The sequence below is a fragment of the Vibrio sp. 2132-1 genome (assembly GCF_033344315.1).
The window spans coordinates 78,217-92,584 of the sequence record NZ_JAWPON010000003.1 but is presented as its reverse complement, the minus strand read 5'-3'; the positions used below and the strand labels follow the sequence as shown (position 1 = coordinate 92,584).

Here is a 14,368-nt window from a genome sequence, read left to right as displayed (position 1 = left end):
CAAAAAGGGTAGCAAACGCTACCCTTTTGTTTCGGTTTATCGGCCATTAATGGCGTCAATCAGGCTTTTTGCTTCGCGGCGAATATCATCCTCACCGTAAACAATCGCCTCTTCTAGTAGTTTAATCGCCCCTTGAGAATCGTTCATCTCGAGATAGATTTTAGCCAAATCCAGTTTCCCAGCCGCTTCAGCATTGTTATCTACGTCAATATCGCCGATCTCGCCGATAACATCTGGAAACTCGTTCAATCCGACATCGAGCTTAAGGTCTTCTTCTTCGAACTCACCACCTTCTCTGTCGACCTGAGCCATCAATTCATCAATCGTCATAAATTGATTTTTCTTCGGGTCGAAGTCATCCAAGTCGCTTTGCTCTGCCCAGTTTTCTTGCGCGATCTCTGGCTGACTTAGTGCATCACTCGAATTCCAAACATCACGCTGGTCCTCAGGCACTTCTTCAGTAGAACTTACGTTATCAGCAGCGGGTTTAAAGCCATCCCAATCATCTCCAACATCAAGCATGGTTTCAAAATCCATACCTGCACTTGCGATGGTGTCACTGTCTAGTTTACCTTCAAATACTTCTGAGTTTGCGTCTTCCGCAAGAAGGTTAGCCATTGATGATTCATCATCCAAATTACTGAGCGGCTCACCCTCTGTCGCTGTTGGCTGCACTTCTGGGTCAGTATCAAAGCCGTTTTGCTGCGCAAATACTTCAAACAAAGCATCATGATCGTTATCGGCTTGAATAGCTGGTCTCGATGTCTCTGCTTCAACCTTAGGGCTCTCTGGCGCACCCTCGTTCATTGACGCGAGAACATCTTCCTCATTGAACTCTGGAAGATCTTGGTCGTCAAAACTTAACTCTTCATCCTCACCGGAGATTGGTTCTATATCTGCAGTCTCAGAGCTCGGTAATTCTGGCTCTTCTTCCATCGACGCCAAGGCATCTTCTTCGCTGAACTCTGGCAAATCGAGCTCATCAAAATTGAACTCTTCTTCGGACTCAGCTGGCAAGTCGGCTTCAACCTGTTCTGGCTCAACGGACTCGGACGTTTCTAACGCAGGTTCGCCAGCCATAGACGCCAGTGCATCTTCTTCACTGAACTCTGGCAAATCGAGCTCATCAAAATTGAACTCTTCTTCGGACTCAGTTGGCAAGTCGGCTTCAACTTGTTCTGGCTCAACGGACTCGGACGTTTCTAACGCAGGTTCGCCAGCCATAGACGCCAATGCGTCGTCTTCACTAAACTCAGGAAGATCCAGCTCGTCAAAATTGAACTCTTCTTCGGACTCAGCTGACAAGTCGGCTTCAACTTGTTCTGGCTTAACGGACTCGGACGTTTCTAACGCAGGTTCGCCAGCCATAGACGCCAGTGCATCTTCTTCACTGAACTCTGGCAAATCGAGCTCATCAAAATTGAACTCTTCTTCGGACTCAGTTGGCAAGTCGGCTTCAACTTGTTCTGGCTTAACGGACTCGGACGTTTCTAACGTAGGTTCGCCAGCCATAGACGCCAGTGCATCTTCTTCACTGAACTCTGGCAAATCGAGCTCATCAAAATTGAATTCATCTTCTGATTCAGCTGGCAAGTCTGCTTCAACCTGTTCTGGCTCAACGGACTCGGACGTTTCTAACGCAGGTTCGCCAGCCATGGACGCCAATGCGTCTTCTTCACTAAACTCAGGAAGATCCAGCTCGTCAAAATTGAACTCTTCTTCGGACTCAGCTGGCAAGTCGGCTTCAATTTGTTCTGGTTCAACGGACTCGGACGTTTCTAACGCAGGTTCGCCAGCCATAGATGCTAGAGCATCTTCTTCGCTGAATTCTGGAAGATCTAGCTCATCAAAATTGAATTCTTCTTCTGAATCGTTGGTCGACTCAGTTTCCGGCTCCAATTCAGGCTCATCCAGTAGCCAATCTTCTTCTTGTGGAACACCGAATTCATTCTCTATTGTATTTGGTGTCGGCGTGAAGGCTGGAATGTCTTCCTCTTGCTCAACGTGAGGCTGTACCTCAGCACCGGACTCCACGGATGGTTCTTGTGTTGAATCAGTATCGGTAGCCTCTTGTTGTAGTGATGAAGCTTCCTCTATCTCCGTTTGTGTTTTTTCAACTTGCTGCGGTAAATCGTCTTCACTATCAAATAGAGCGTCAAGTTCAGCAGAAAAATCCGCTTTTTCTTGTTCTGTTGGCAGAAGTTCTTCACTGTCTGACTCAAATAGGTCGTCTAGCTCGCTCATTAAAGGATCATTCTCTGGTGTGAGGTCCTCTAAATCACCAAGAAATTCATCGCTGCTAAATGGCTCTGAAGCAGCCTCTGGCTCGGTTAATGGTTGCTCTTTTGCAGCTTGTTGCGTGTCTGGTTGGCTTTCACTTAATAAAGCGTCGATGTCCAACCCAGACTCAATGTCCTGATCTTCATGAGTTTGTTCTGACTCAACTACGGAAGATGGCTTTTCGTCGGCGTCTGGCTCACCAAAACCAAGTGATTTCAGTAACTCTTCCTCTTCCGATTTATTCAGCTCTGGGCTCTCGTCCTCTCGAATCAGATCATCAAACGGATCTAAATCAGCTTCAGTCTCTTCATCAAGTTCAGAGGTAACATCATCAATGAGTTCATCCAGTAAGTCTGTGCTATCTGCGTCTAACTCTTCGATCGAGTCATCACCTTCAAAACCAGAGATTGCTTCTAGCTCGTTTAGTGGATCAAACTCGTCTGTGTCATCTTCATCAAAATCAATGAGTTCATCGAGTAGCTCTGTACTGTTTTCATCTAGAACAGGACCTTCATTGGCGTCAGCTTCTCGAACTTCCGATTCACTAGCCGGTTGTTCATACTGGGCCAATAGCTTATCGATATCGTCGTCAGATGCCTCTCCTACACTAAAGTCATCATCCGAAACGGGCTGTTTTAACTCAGGCTCATCAGTATCTAAATCGAAGTCATCGTTGCCAAGTTCAGCAAACAAGTCATCAAGCATATCCTGGTCGACAGTGTCACTTGGTAACTCTTCTGACGGCTCATCGGCTGCAAGTAACTCGGCAAATGCGTCGTCTGAAAGCGAGTCTGATTTCTCATTCACATCATCCGAAAGATCGAAGCCAGACTCATCGTCATCGAGCACTTCTAGTTCTGGAGCAACCTCATCTAAGGCTCGCTCCATTTCTTCTAAACCAAGCGCTTTTTCTTCGCCGTTGACTTGGATACCATTGTTCGATGACTCAAACTCATCCAGACCAACATCTAGGTCACCGTCATCGCCAATATCTGCAAATGGGTCATCGTCCCCTTCCAGATTGAAATCAAGTTCTTCATCGTCGAGGTTAGCAAAGACGTCTTCTTCTAAATCTGACTTCTCTTCTTGTAAAGACTGTGTGTTGATATCTTCATCTGCAAACAATTCATCATCAAGCGTGAGCTCTTCATCAAGCTCATCCGCCGCCGCTAAACCGATTGGCGCCGCTAGAGGATCAACGTTTTGCTGTTCCTGTGCAGCCGCTTCTTCCCCTTTCGCTTTAGAGCGTCGACCAAGAAGCATAACAACTAGCAACGCAATCAAAGCACCAGGAATTAATGCCGCAAGACCAACAAGCCAACCATTAGACAAAATTTTGTCCATGGTGCTTGGTTGCATGCGCTGTTGTTCAGCAAGGCGCTGGCGCTCTTCTGCAAGCAGTTTCTCGACTTCTGAGCGAATGCGTTCTTCGTCATTCAGCTCGCTTTTCAAAGTTTCGACTTCGCTTTGCACTTCTGACAGCATCAATCGAAGACGATGGTTCTTCTCTTCTAATGACTCTAATTCACTTTGTGAGCCTTGAAGTTTGTCCTTTAGCGCACTGACCTGCTTTTCTCCCTGCGGAGAGGTGGTTACTGGTGGCGCAGGGATGACTGGTATTGTTTTCGGAGTTGGTTTTGGCTCCGTTGCTGCCACTGTCTCTGGCTTAGCCGCAGGTTTGGGTTCTACTTTAATTTGTGGCTTTGGTTGCTCGGTGACTCGTTGTGCTGGCGTCGCTCTATTTGTCGGCTTCGGCTGTTTTAACTTAGCTTCATGCGCCTTCATAATCGCAACAGCTTGCGCTGTGGTCGCGCTTTGCACTTGCTCTAGAGAAGGTACTCGTAGCCGACTCCCTGGGATCAATTCATGAATGTTTTGGTTCTCAAACGCTTGAGGGTTAATTCGGTAAATGGCAAGAAGCGTTTGTTGAACGGTAACACCGCGTGAAGGTCGTAATTCTGAAGCGATCGACCATAGTGTTTGATTTTCACCAGTCGGACCAAAGAAACGTGACGGTTGAGTATTCGCAGGAGGAGCAGGTAATGCTCGCTCAATATCTTCAGCATAGCTCGGAGATGATTGCACTTCACCAGACGGTCCAACAAGACGAATTCCTTCGGCTTGAACCACTGATGATGTCTGAGTCGCGCTCATCAACACAAGGGCTGCTAACAAACGCTTATAATTTTGACGCATAGAAGGCTCAGTTTTGTGCTAGATACAATTTGAAATGGTGATCGGTTAAATATATCGGATATCGCATGCAAAACTATAGCGTTGAGAATAAAAAATGTGTGGCTCTCGCCATATTCGTACTAATCTCACACTATTTTGTTTCGTTCGTACAAAAAAGCCTCGCACTGTGCGAGGCTTTGAAATGAACTGTAAGCGACTTAGTAGTAATCGCGGATCAGAACTTCTGCGATTTGCACCGCGTTAGTTGCCGCGCCTTTACGCACGTTATCAGCAACAACCCACAGGTTTACGCCGCTATGATGGCTGATATCGTTACGGATACGACCAACCATTACATGGTCCTTACCGCCCGCATCGCGAACTTGTGTAGGGAAGTCTTCACCGTGGAACACTTCGATACCATCAGTTTGTTCAAGCAAGTTAACGACTTCTTGTGCATCGATAGGTGAACGAGTCTCAATGTGAAGTGCTTCTGCGTGACCGTAGAATACAGGAACACGTACACACGTTGGATTGACTGCGATTGATGGATCGTTAAAGATCTTCTGTGTTTCCCACACCATTTTCATTTCTTCTTTGGTGTAGCCGTTTTCCATCATCTGATCGATTTGTGGAATACAGTTAAACGCGATCTGTTGAGAGAATTGCTTCTTGTCTGCGGGCAGACCGTTTAGCAGCTTCGCCGTTTGACCTGCTAGCTCATCGATACCCGCTTTGCCTGCACCAGACACCGATTGGTAAGTTGATACGTTAATACGCTCAATGCCCACCGCATCGTGAATTGGTTTTAGTGCCACCAGCATTTGGATGGTTGAACAGTTCGGGTTCGCGATGATGTTACGGTTACGAAACTCTGCAATCGCTTCTGGGTTTACTTCTGGCACAACAAGAGGAATGTCGTACTCGTAACGGAAGTGTGATGTATTGTCGATAACAATCACGCCCTCATCAGCGGCAATTGGAGCCCACTTGGCTGATAGCTCACCACCAGCAGAAAACAGTGCGATATGCGCTTGAGACCAATCGAACTCTTCTACGTTTTGAACGCGTACCGTTTTACCATTGAAGCGGTAAGTCTTGCCTTCGCTGCGCTCACTCGCGAGTAGGAAGATTTCGCCTACTGGGAATTTGCGCTCTTGAAGCACATCCAAAATTGTTTCACCGACCGCACCGGTCGCACCTAAAATGGCAACATTATATTGCTGGCTCATTGACTTACCTCAATCTGAAAACCTAGTTCTGCTAATGGAGCAAGGTTACATGTTTTGTTACCCACTAGCGTGACAGCGCTGTATTCACGGCGATCCCAGTAGTTTTTACGCATCAGGTCAAAAGCACCTGGCTTACTGATTTCACGGCGGAAAAGGGCGTCATCTCTACGCACATCATAGATTAACTGCGTGATGTTATGCAGTGTTGCTTCGTCCCAAGCTCTGTCCAATACCATAGTAGGAACAGGCGCGGTTGGCAGTAAATCGCTGGCATGCGCACGTAATTCGTTATTTAAGAACTCACAATAGCTGTTGAAAATCATCGTCGTACCGCGAGCTTTCCCTTCCAGACCATAGCCTGCAACGTGAGGGGTTGCGAATGCTAGCAGAGGCAGAAGCCCCATATCAACCTCTGGTTCAAATTCAAATACGTCAAGTGCCGCTGTAAAGCCATCGTTTTTCAAAAGACGTTGCTTCAAAGCAGCGTTGTCAACGATGGGACCTCGAGCCGCGTTAATCAAAATTTGATCGCTGCGGAGACCATTTAATACCTTCTCATCAATCAAATGATGCGTTGGGTATGGGCCATCTTTGGTGATTGGCGTATGTAGTGTAATGATGTCTGAGCTTTCAATCAGTTCTGTCAACGGAGTAAAGCTACGAGGATCACCAGCCTCTTGTTTGAATGGGTCATTGATGAGAACTTTCATACCCATGCCTTTCAAACATTTCTCTAGGTAGCTACCTACTTGGCCTGCACCAATAATACCTACTGTCTTGTCAAATACCGAGAAACCTTGTTGCTGAGCGAGCACCATCATCACGCTGAACGCGTATTCCGCCACACCCACTTTGTTACACCCTGGCGCCGCAGTGAAGAAAATACCTTTCTCTTTTAAAAGTGCTTGGTCAACATGATCCATGCCTGCCGTGGCCGTACCAACAAACTTCAGCTTGTTTGCTTTGCTGATCAGGTCAGCATTCACTTTGGTGACTGAGCGAATCATTAGGGCATCAACATCCACTAAATCATCGGCGGTCAGTGTACGACCTGGTTTTAGAATTACGTTACCGAGTTGGCTGAATAGCTCTTCAGCATACGGCATATTTTCATCAACAATAATTTTCATAACGCCAGCGTTCTAACATCCATTTGTAAGAGTTCGTTTATTCGCAAGATGCGAAACTAAAGCGATTGTGCCCTTTTCCCGAAAAATCTCAAGATATAACACCAATAAACCTCAAGGAGGTAACTCCTATAGAATCGATTGACGGGAAGCCTAGAGAAAAGCAGAAACAGAGAAAAGAAAAAGCCCGGCTAAATAGCCGGGCAAAGTTCCAGAACAAAAGGATCCTATCCCGCTCTCCATGGGATAGAGTCTGCGTCTGTTCGATCAGTGTGACTGATCAAGCTCTGGAAACTGGATTGTTGGCGTTTACAGTACTCTCGCAAGGCGCCAACAAATTCAGTTAACCTTGGTACTTTTTAATAACCAAAGTTGCGTTTGTGCCGCCAAAGCCAAAGCTGTTTGACATTACGGTCGTTAGCTCTGCATCACGTGCTTCTGTCACGATGTCCAGACCTTGTGCTGCTTCGTCCAAGTTTGAAATATTGATGCTTGGAGCAATGAAGTTTTTGTCTAGCATAAGTGTTGAGTAAATTGCTTCGTGCACGCCCGCTGCGCCGAGTGCGTGGCCAGTCATTGCTTTTGTTGCAGAGATTGCAGGGCTGTTCTCACCAAACAATTGTTGGATAGCACCAAGCTCTTTCACGTCACCAACTGGTGTCGATGTGCCGTGCGTGTTGATGTAATCCACACCATCAACGTCTTGCATCGCCATCTTCATACAACGAATTGCGCCTTCACCTGATGGCGCTACCATGTCGTAGCCATCTGATGTCGCACCGTAACCTACGATTTCACCGTAGATTTTCGCACCACGTGCCAGTGCGTGCTCTAGTTCTTCAATAACCAGCATGCCGCCGCCGCCCGAGATAATAAAACCGTCACGGTCTGCATCGTATGTACGAGATGCTTTGTCTGGCGTGTCATTGTATTTGGTTGACAGTGCGCCCATCGCATCAAACATCATAGTTTGAGACCAATCTAGCTCTTCGCCGCCACCAGCAAAAACAATATCTTGTTTGCCTAGTTGAATAAGCTCCATAGCATGGCCGATACAGTGTGCAGATGTTGCACATGCAGAGCTCATTGAGTAGTTCACGCCACGAATCTTAAATGGCGTAGCAAGACAAGCAGAAACAGTAGAAGACATAGTACGAGGAACCATGTAAGGACCAACTCGCTTTACGCCTTTGGCGCGCATCGTGTCTGTCGCTACCGTTTGATTGTATGCAGAAGCACCGCCAGAACCTGCAACGATACCGGTACGATCGTTTGAAACCTGCTCTTCTGTAAGACCAGCGTCTGCGATTGCCTGCTCCATTGATAGGTATGCATAAGCAGCCGCATCACCCATAAAGCGCATCTGCTTACGGTCGATGTGTTCCGCCGGGTTGATTTTTAGGTCACCCCATACTTGCGAACGAAGACCGTGTTCTTTGAACTGCTCAGATGCAGTGATGCCAGATTTGCCCGCTTTAAGAGACGCTAGAACTTCTTCGACGTTGTTACCGATACTTGAAACAATACCCATACCGGTGATTACGACTCGTTTCATTATGACATTCCTATAATTCAAAAATCCGCTAGATGATAACTAAGATAGTCAACAAAAGTGGTCAGCTTTCCCATAAATTCGTACAATCGCCCCATTCTTACCGCGCCAAATCACAAATTTGCACCATTATGACTTCAATAAAAAACGCAGAACTTGGTTGGAACGAAGCTGGTACTCCGGTTTCAGACCAATTTGATGATGTTTACTTCTCTAACGTAAACGGTCTTGAAGAGACACGCTACGTTTTCTTAAAACAAAATCATCTCCCAGAAAGATGGCAGGAATTTGACCAAAGACGTTTTGTCATTGGTGAAACAGGATTTGGCACGGGATTAAACTTCTTAGCAGTATGCCAGTGGTTTAGTGAGTTTCGTCGTCAGCATCCGGACGCAACATTGAAAGAGCTGCATTTTATTAGCTTTGAAAAATACCCATTAAGCAAAGCCGATTTAAAGAAGGCGCATGAAGCTTGGCCTGAGCTAGCTGAGTACGCGGAAAAGTTACAAAAGCACTACCCTGCCGCTGTGCCGGAGTGTCATCGCATTGTTTTAGAAGACGGCGCAATCACACTCGACCTTTGGTTTGGTGACATTAAAGACTGCATGCCGCAAGTTCCATACAACGAACAAGGTTTGATTGATGCTTGGTTCTTAGATGGATTCGCGCCAAGCAAAAACCCAGAAATGTGGAACCAAGGCCTGTTCAACAACATGGCAAAGCTAGCCAAGCAAGATTGTACAGTTGCCACGTTTACCGCAGCAGGCTTTGTACGTCGTGGTTTGAACGAAGCTGGCTTTACAATGAAAAAGGTGAAAGGTTTCGGCACTAAGCGAGAAATGATCGCCGGCTCTATGGAGCAACGTGAAAAGCAGTCGAACCATCTCCCTTGGTTCAATCGCTCAGCATCTAGCAATCTTGATTCGATTGCCATCATTGGTGGTGGTATAGCTAGCGCGGCGTTAGCGAAAACGTTAGTTCGTCGTGGCCAAAACGTCACCCTTTACTGTAAAGACAAACAACCAGCCAAAGGAGCTTCAGGCAATCGACAAGGAGCCGTTTATCCACTGCTTAATGGCCCGCACACGGGTGTTTCACGAGTGTTTGCTCCTGCATTTTTGTTCGCACGTCAGTTTGTTGAACAAGCAGCACAAGAGATCGATTTTGATCATGACTGGTGTGGCGTAACTCAGTTGATGTGGGATGACAAATCCACAGACAAACTGGAGAAAATGCTTGCGGGTAACTTCACTCCAGAGCTCATTCACAAGCTGTCCGCCGAGGAGACTGCGAACACTATCGGGTTACCTATTGATATGGCGTCTGTGCACTACCCAATGGGAGGGTGGCTGTGCCCTGCCGAGTTAACTCGCGGGTTAATTAAACAATTGGAGAAGACGTCGTTACTCTCAACGAAGTTTGAACACCATGTTGAGGCATTAGATTGGGATGAAAAGCGTCAGTTCTGGCTACTAACGGCGAGTGGTCAAACATTTGAGCACTCAACGGTTGTAATTGCGAACGGCCATGAGTTCCAGACATTGAGTCAAACCGCTTCCCTACCAATGGGACAAGTGAAAGGACAAGTCAGTCATGCGCCAGCAACAGAAACGCTGAGTCAGCTGAAAACGGTGTTGTGTTACGACGGTTACATGACACCTGTTAACCCAAGTAATCAACACTTGTGTATCGGTGCAAGCTACGACCGCAGTCACCTTGACTACGAATTTGATGAAAACGCCCAAAAAGATAATGCGGAAAAGCTAGTGAAATGTGTACCGAATCAAACATGGGCAAAAGAGGTAGATATCACTGATAATCAATCTCGCCAAGGTATTCGTTGTGTTAGCCGAGATCACTTACCATTTGTCGGGAATGTGGGTGACTTTGAGACGATCAAAACGCAATACGCCAACTTACAAAATCAAAAAGCAGAAGAGGTAGAAACCATTCATCAGTACCCTAACCTATTCTGCTTCTTAGGTTTAGGATCTCGTGGACTGAGCTCTGCACCATTATTAGCTGAAGTGTTGGCCTCCCAGATCTGTGGGGACCCGCTGCCATTACCGGTTGATGTATTGACCGAACTTCACCCAAGTCGAATGTGGGTTCGTAAACTAAGAAAAGGCAAAGCCATTACCGAGCTGTAAGAGTATTCTCTCGTTTTAATTCCCGACACAGATACGTGTCGGGAATCGCTAACTCACTAAGTTGCTCGTACTGAGATTACTTCAGCAGTGCAACTGCCTGTTTCACTTGCTCTGCCACTTCTGGGTTTACAACCTTACCCGATTCCACGTCAAAATTTTCGTAGAAGCTCGGCACAGATAACGATGCCTTTACATCCGCGCCAAAAAATTGAGCAGAACCTGTCGCCGCCGCAAGAACACTTTGTGCACCACCGGGACCTGGGGAAGTTGCTAAATAAACGACAGGTTTGTTTTGAAATACATTACGCTCAATGCGCGTCGCCCAATCGAACAAGTTTTTATAGGCCGCTGGGTACGAACCGTTGTGCTCTGCGAAGGAAACAACGAGAGCGTCAGCCTCCGCCAAGTCACGTAAAAACGCGACAGCCCCTTCAGCTTGACCTATTTCTTTCTCTTTGTCCTCGCTAAACATTGGCGCTTGATAATCGTTTAAGTCTAGAACATTCACTTGAGCGCCTTCGACTTGATTTGCTGCGTATGTAGCAAGTAGTTTGTTGATTGAGGTAGAGCTGGTAGATGCACCAAATGCGACAATTTTCATGGTTGTAATCCTTTGTTCACGTTTTATGCTGATCAGAATAAAAGTTGAACAGTTTCGCTACAACCACAAAAATTTTATTGAGAGGTTCGAATTTTTCGAAGTAGTAAATGACTAGGATTAAATAAAGGGAGAACGCTGCTTAGGGATTAAGCCTGAGCCTGGAGCTCTTGCCACAAATCACTGACAATCACGCGATCGGCCGGGCTTAACTCGGTACGCGAATCTTCTAAGCTGCTCTCAATGCGTGACTTCAGCTCAGCAATATCGCTAATCCCTTCTTCTTCACAAGACGCCGCGGATAAAGAGATGTGACCACGTAAATAACCACCAGCAAACAATTCATCGTCAGATGCTGTTTCAATTCGAGCATCAATCAGTTCCAGTAGTTTTTCTTCAAATTCAATAATCATGGTGTATCTCTGAGGTTATTAGTGGTTATTTAACGCAAAAGTCCGACGCTTCCAGTGGCTTAGTTTGATAAAATGCGCGCAGGGCATCAGAAAGCATTTTCACTCGCAAAGGCAAGCCAACGTCCAAAATACCTAGCACTTCTTTATGCACTTTTTTCATAAAGCCGAGCCTATCTGGTTCAAAATCGCCGTGTAGATTGTCACAACTCACCGTAAAAGGGAAGCCAGCGCTTTGTGCCAGAATCCATTCATAAGCTTGAGGTCGCACTTCAACTTTCTCAAACTCCGCTTGAACTTCTGCTGTTCGCCCATCAGGTTCATACCAATAACCAAAATCTTCCAGCAAACGACGCTCTGGACCAGCCACACACCAATGCGAGATCTCGTGTAAAGCAGAGGCGTAAAAACCCCGAGCAAAAATAATCCGATGATGAGGGTGTTCATCATCAGCAGGAAGATAAATAGGCTCATCACCACCTAACTCTAATTTCGTATTAAATTGTTCTAAAAAGGTGTCATTAAAAATGGTGATTAAGTCTTGGTATTCGTGGGTCATCGTCGAGTTTGTACTTCAGTTTGACATGCGCTGCATATTGTCGCTGTTTTTAGCTATGAGGTAAAGGCAACCCCACATTTTTGGTTATTAGTTGAATTTATCTGAACATCGCTTTCTCCATACAATTTCTCATTCGTCAGCGTACTTATTTACCACTACACTCTCGCCTTATTTTGATGCCGTTCAAACCGCTATTTTTAAGCCGTTTGATTACAAGCATGTTGCTGGTTTTAATCACTTTTTAAGAGAGATAGAACCGTTTGTAAGTGTTGTTACTTCGCCTACGCTGATTCTCGTAGAACGTAGTGACTTTTTACGTTGAGTGTTTCCCTATGTTGCTAAGTGTGTTGTATATCATTGGTATCACGGCTGAAGCCATGACAGGTGCGTTAAGTGCTGGTAGAAGAAAGATGGACTGGTTTGGTGTTATGTTGGTGGCCAGCGCAACGGCCATTGGTGGTGGCACCGTACGTGACATTCTATTAGGCCACTACCCTCTTGGTTGGGTAAAAAACCCAGAGTTCCTTGCAATTACGTGTGTTGCAGGTGTGCTAACAACAGGTTTAGCGAAATGGGTGATTAAGCTGAAAGGTCTGTTCATTCGCCTCGATGCATTAGGTTTAATCGTGTTTAGTATCATCGGAACAAAAATTGCGATGGGCATGGGCTTGCACCCTGGTATTTGTATGGTTTCAGCGTTAGTAACTGGTGTATTCGGTGGGCTACTTCGCGACTTAATCTGTCGCCAAACACCATTGGTACTGCATGAAGAGCTTTACGCTTCTGTCGCTCTTATCGCATCAGGAATGTACTTAGCGCTATTAGAATTCAATGTTCCCGATGTCACTGCCACTATTATTACACTGGTTACTGGTTACATGTTGCGTATGGCTGCGGTACGCTTTAAGTGGCGTCTGCCTTCTTTCCATTTGGAAACCGAAGGCTCGATTCATTAAGCAAAAACTACTTAAACAAAAAAGGTTGCCTGATAAAATTGTGCCACCCGCGATTCAGTGAGTGGCATAATTTTATATTCAGTCATCCTGAACAGCGACGAAGGAGCATGATTCAGGATCTATTATCCGAGCACTCTGTTGTCAGAGATGTTTCTTTCTCTTTTCATCGTGCTGAAATTAGATTCCTAGTCTCGCTATAGCTCGCTGGAATGACACAAAGCTCTTAAATCTTCGGTGTTTCAGTTGTTACGCCATGGTTTTGACCACGGTGGCGTAGTAAATGATCCATCACCACAATAGCCAGCATCGCTTCTGCGATAGGCACAGCACGAATACCCACACATGGGTCATGACGACCTTTGGTGATCAACTGAGTTGGTTCACCTTCTTTTGTGATGGTCTCACCCGGCACAGTGATACTTGATGTTGGCTTAAGCGCAATGTTTGCGACAATGTCTTGACCAGTCGAGATACCACCAAGAATGCCACCCGCATGATTACTACCAAAACCTTCAGGAGCAAGCGTATCACGGTGCTGACTGCCTTTTTGGGTTACCACCTCGAAACCGTCTCCGATTTCCACGCCTTTCACCGCGTTGATGCTCATTAGTGCGTGCGCGATGTCTGCATCCAAACGGTCAAATACGGGTTCCCCAAGACCAACAGGCACGTTAGTTGCCACAACCTGGATTTTTGCGCCAATAGAGTCGCCTTCTTTTTTCAGGTCACGGATAAGTTGGTCAAATGCTTCTACTTTGTCAGCATCAGGGCAGAAGAATGCATTGTTCTCGATTTCGTTCCAATCTACCTTGTCGATAGATACATCACCCATTTGTGACAAGTAAGCACGAATCTCAACACCAAACTCATCTTTTAAGTATTTCTTCGCGATTGCACCAGCAGCCACACGCATTGCGGTTTCACGAGCTGAAGAACGGCCGCCACCGCGATAGTCGCGGATGCCATATTTTTGGTGGTAAGTGTAATCAGCATGACCCGGTCTGAACTTATCTTTGATGTCAGAGTAGTCTTTTGAGCGCTGATCGGTGTTTTCAATTAGCAAACCGATCGATGTGCCCGTGGTTTTGCCTTCAAAAACGCCAGAAAGAATTTTAACTTCATCCGGTTCACGACGTTGTGTGGTGTAACGTGATGTGCCTGGACGACGGCGGTCGAGATCGATTTGTAGATCTGCTTCTGTAATTTCCAACCCCGGAGGACATCCGTCTACGATACATCCCAGTGCGATACCGTGACTTTCCCCGAATGTCGTCACTCGGAAATGTTGTCCGATACTGTTTCCTGCCATTACTTCCTCAAGTTTTTATC

The 14,368-nt window shown here is 46.2% G+C and carries 10 protein-coding genes; 2 read left to right on the top strand and 8 right to left on the bottom strand.

Features of this window, described 5'->3' with window-relative positions; translation table 11 throughout:
• Positions 1-36: 36 nt before the first annotated feature.
• The 4 genes from R8N47_RS03875 to fabB all read right to left on the bottom strand — a co-directional run bounded on the left by R8N47_RS03875 (position 37) and on the right by fabB (position 8,369).
• A complete protein-coding gene (locus tag R8N47_RS03875; protein WP_154205115.1) occupies positions 37-4,476 on the bottom strand; it encodes a FimV/HubP family polar landmark protein in 4,440 nt (1,479 codons plus the stop codon).
• 197 nt (positions 4,477-4,673) lie between these two features.
• On the bottom strand, positions 4,674-5,687 hold the full coding sequence (locus tag R8N47_RS03870) for an aspartate-semialdehyde dehydrogenase (RefSeq protein WP_017635929.1): 1,014 nt from the start codon (positions 5,685-5,687) through the stop codon (positions 4,674-4,676).
• The gene (locus tag R8N47_RS03865) at positions 5,684-6,817 is read right to left on the bottom strand and encodes a 4-phosphoerythronate dehydrogenase (RefSeq protein WP_017635930.1); all 1,134 of its coding nucleotides are present in this window, start codon (positions 6,815-6,817) and stop codon (positions 5,684-5,686) included. Before R8N47_RS03865 ends, R8N47_RS03870 begins: the two co-directional genes overlap by 4 nt.
• 340 nt (positions 6,818-7,157) lie before the next feature.
• Positions 7,158-8,369 carry a beta-ketoacyl-ACP synthase I gene (gene fabB / locus R8N47_RS03860; RefSeq protein ID WP_064354219.1) on the bottom strand — a complete coding sequence of 404 codons (1,212 nt, stop codon included), beginning with the start codon at positions 8,367-8,369 and terminating at the stop codon, positions 7,158-7,160.
• Between the two features lie 128 nt (positions 8,370-8,497).
• Here fabB and mnmC point away from each other — a divergent pair, with 128 nt between their 5' ends.
• On the top strand, positions 8,498-10,516 hold the full coding sequence (gene mnmC, locus R8N47_RS03855) for a bifunctional tRNA (5-methylaminomethyl-2-thiouridine)(34)-methyltransferase MnmD/FAD-dependent 5-carboxymethylaminomethyl-2-thiouridine(34) oxidoreductase MnmC (RefSeq protein ID WP_064354220.1): 2,019 nt from the start codon (positions 8,498-8,500) through the stop codon (positions 10,514-10,516).
• A gap of 76 nt (positions 10,517-10,592) precedes the next feature.
• Here mnmC and R8N47_RS03850 read toward each other — a convergent pair whose 3' ends face one another.
• The 3 genes from R8N47_RS03850 to R8N47_RS03840 form a co-directional block, all read right to left on the bottom strand.
• A complete protein-coding gene (locus R8N47_RS03850) occupies positions 10,593-11,117 on the bottom strand; it encodes an NADPH-dependent FMN reductase (RefSeq protein WP_005380552.1) in 525 nt (174 codons plus the stop codon).
• A gap of 146 nt (positions 11,118-11,263) precedes the next feature.
• Entirely contained in the window at positions 11,264-11,527 is a 264-nt protein-coding gene (locus tag R8N47_RS03845) for a YfcL family protein (RefSeq protein WP_033907374.1), read from the bottom strand.
• Positions 11,528-11,552: 25 nt separating this feature from the next.
• A complete protein-coding gene (locus R8N47_RS03840) occupies positions 11,553-12,083 on the bottom strand; it encodes an elongation factor P hydroxylase (RefSeq protein WP_005380546.1) in 531 nt (176 codons plus the stop codon).
• A gap of 332 nt (positions 12,084-12,415) precedes the next feature.
• On the opposite strand from R8N47_RS03840, the gene R8N47_RS03835 reads away from it, so the two are divergent.
• Positions 12,416-13,039, top strand: a complete 624-nt coding sequence (locus R8N47_RS03835; RefSeq protein WP_005380544.1) for a trimeric intracellular cation channel family protein — start codon at positions 12,416-12,418, stop codon at positions 13,037-13,039.
• A 223-nt stretch (positions 13,040-13,262) separates the two neighbouring features.
• Here R8N47_RS03835 and aroC read toward each other — a convergent pair whose 3' ends face one another.
• A complete protein-coding gene (gene aroC / locus R8N47_RS03830; protein ID WP_053349555.1) occupies positions 13,263-14,348 on the bottom strand; it encodes a chorismate synthase in 1,086 nt (361 codons plus the stop codon).
• Positions 14,349-14,368 lie beyond the last annotated feature (20 nt).

Coding starts and splice junctions, on each gene's coding strand:
- R8N47_RS03870 (WP_017635929.1), bottom strand. CDS start 5,687: ATGAGCCAGCAATATAATGTTGCCATTTTAGGTGCGACCGGTGCGGTC.
- R8N47_RS03865 (WP_017635930.1), bottom strand. CDS start 6,817: ATGAAAATTATTGTTGATGAAAATATGCCGTATGCTGAAGAGCTATTC.
- R8N47_RS03840 (WP_005380546.1), bottom strand. CDS start 12,083: ATGACCCACGAATACCAAGACTTAATCACCATTTTTAATGACACCTTT.
- R8N47_RS03845 (WP_033907374.1), bottom strand. CDS start 11,527: ATGATTATTGAATTTGAAGAAAAACTACTGGAACTGATTGATGCTCGA.
- fabB (WP_064354219.1), bottom strand. CDS start 8,369: ATGAAACGAGTCGTAATCACCGGTATGGGTATTGTTTCAAGTATCGGT.
- mnmC (WP_064354220.1), top strand. CDS start 8,498: ATGACTTCAATAAAAAACGCAGAACTTGGTTGGAACGAAGCTGGTACT.
- R8N47_RS03835 (WP_005380544.1), top strand. CDS start 12,416: ATGTTGCTAAGTGTGTTGTATATCATTGGTATCACGGCTGAAGCCATG.
- aroC (WP_053349555.1), bottom strand. CDS start 14,348: ATGGCAGGAAACAGTATCGGACAACATTTCCGAGTGACGACATTCGGG.
- R8N47_RS03875 (WP_154205115.1), bottom strand. CDS start 4,476: ATGCGTCAAAATTATAAGCGTTTGTTAGCAGCCCTTGTGTTGATGAGC.
- R8N47_RS03850 (WP_005380552.1), bottom strand. CDS start 11,117: ATGAAAATTGTCGCATTTGGTGCATCTACCAGCTCTACCTCAATCAAC.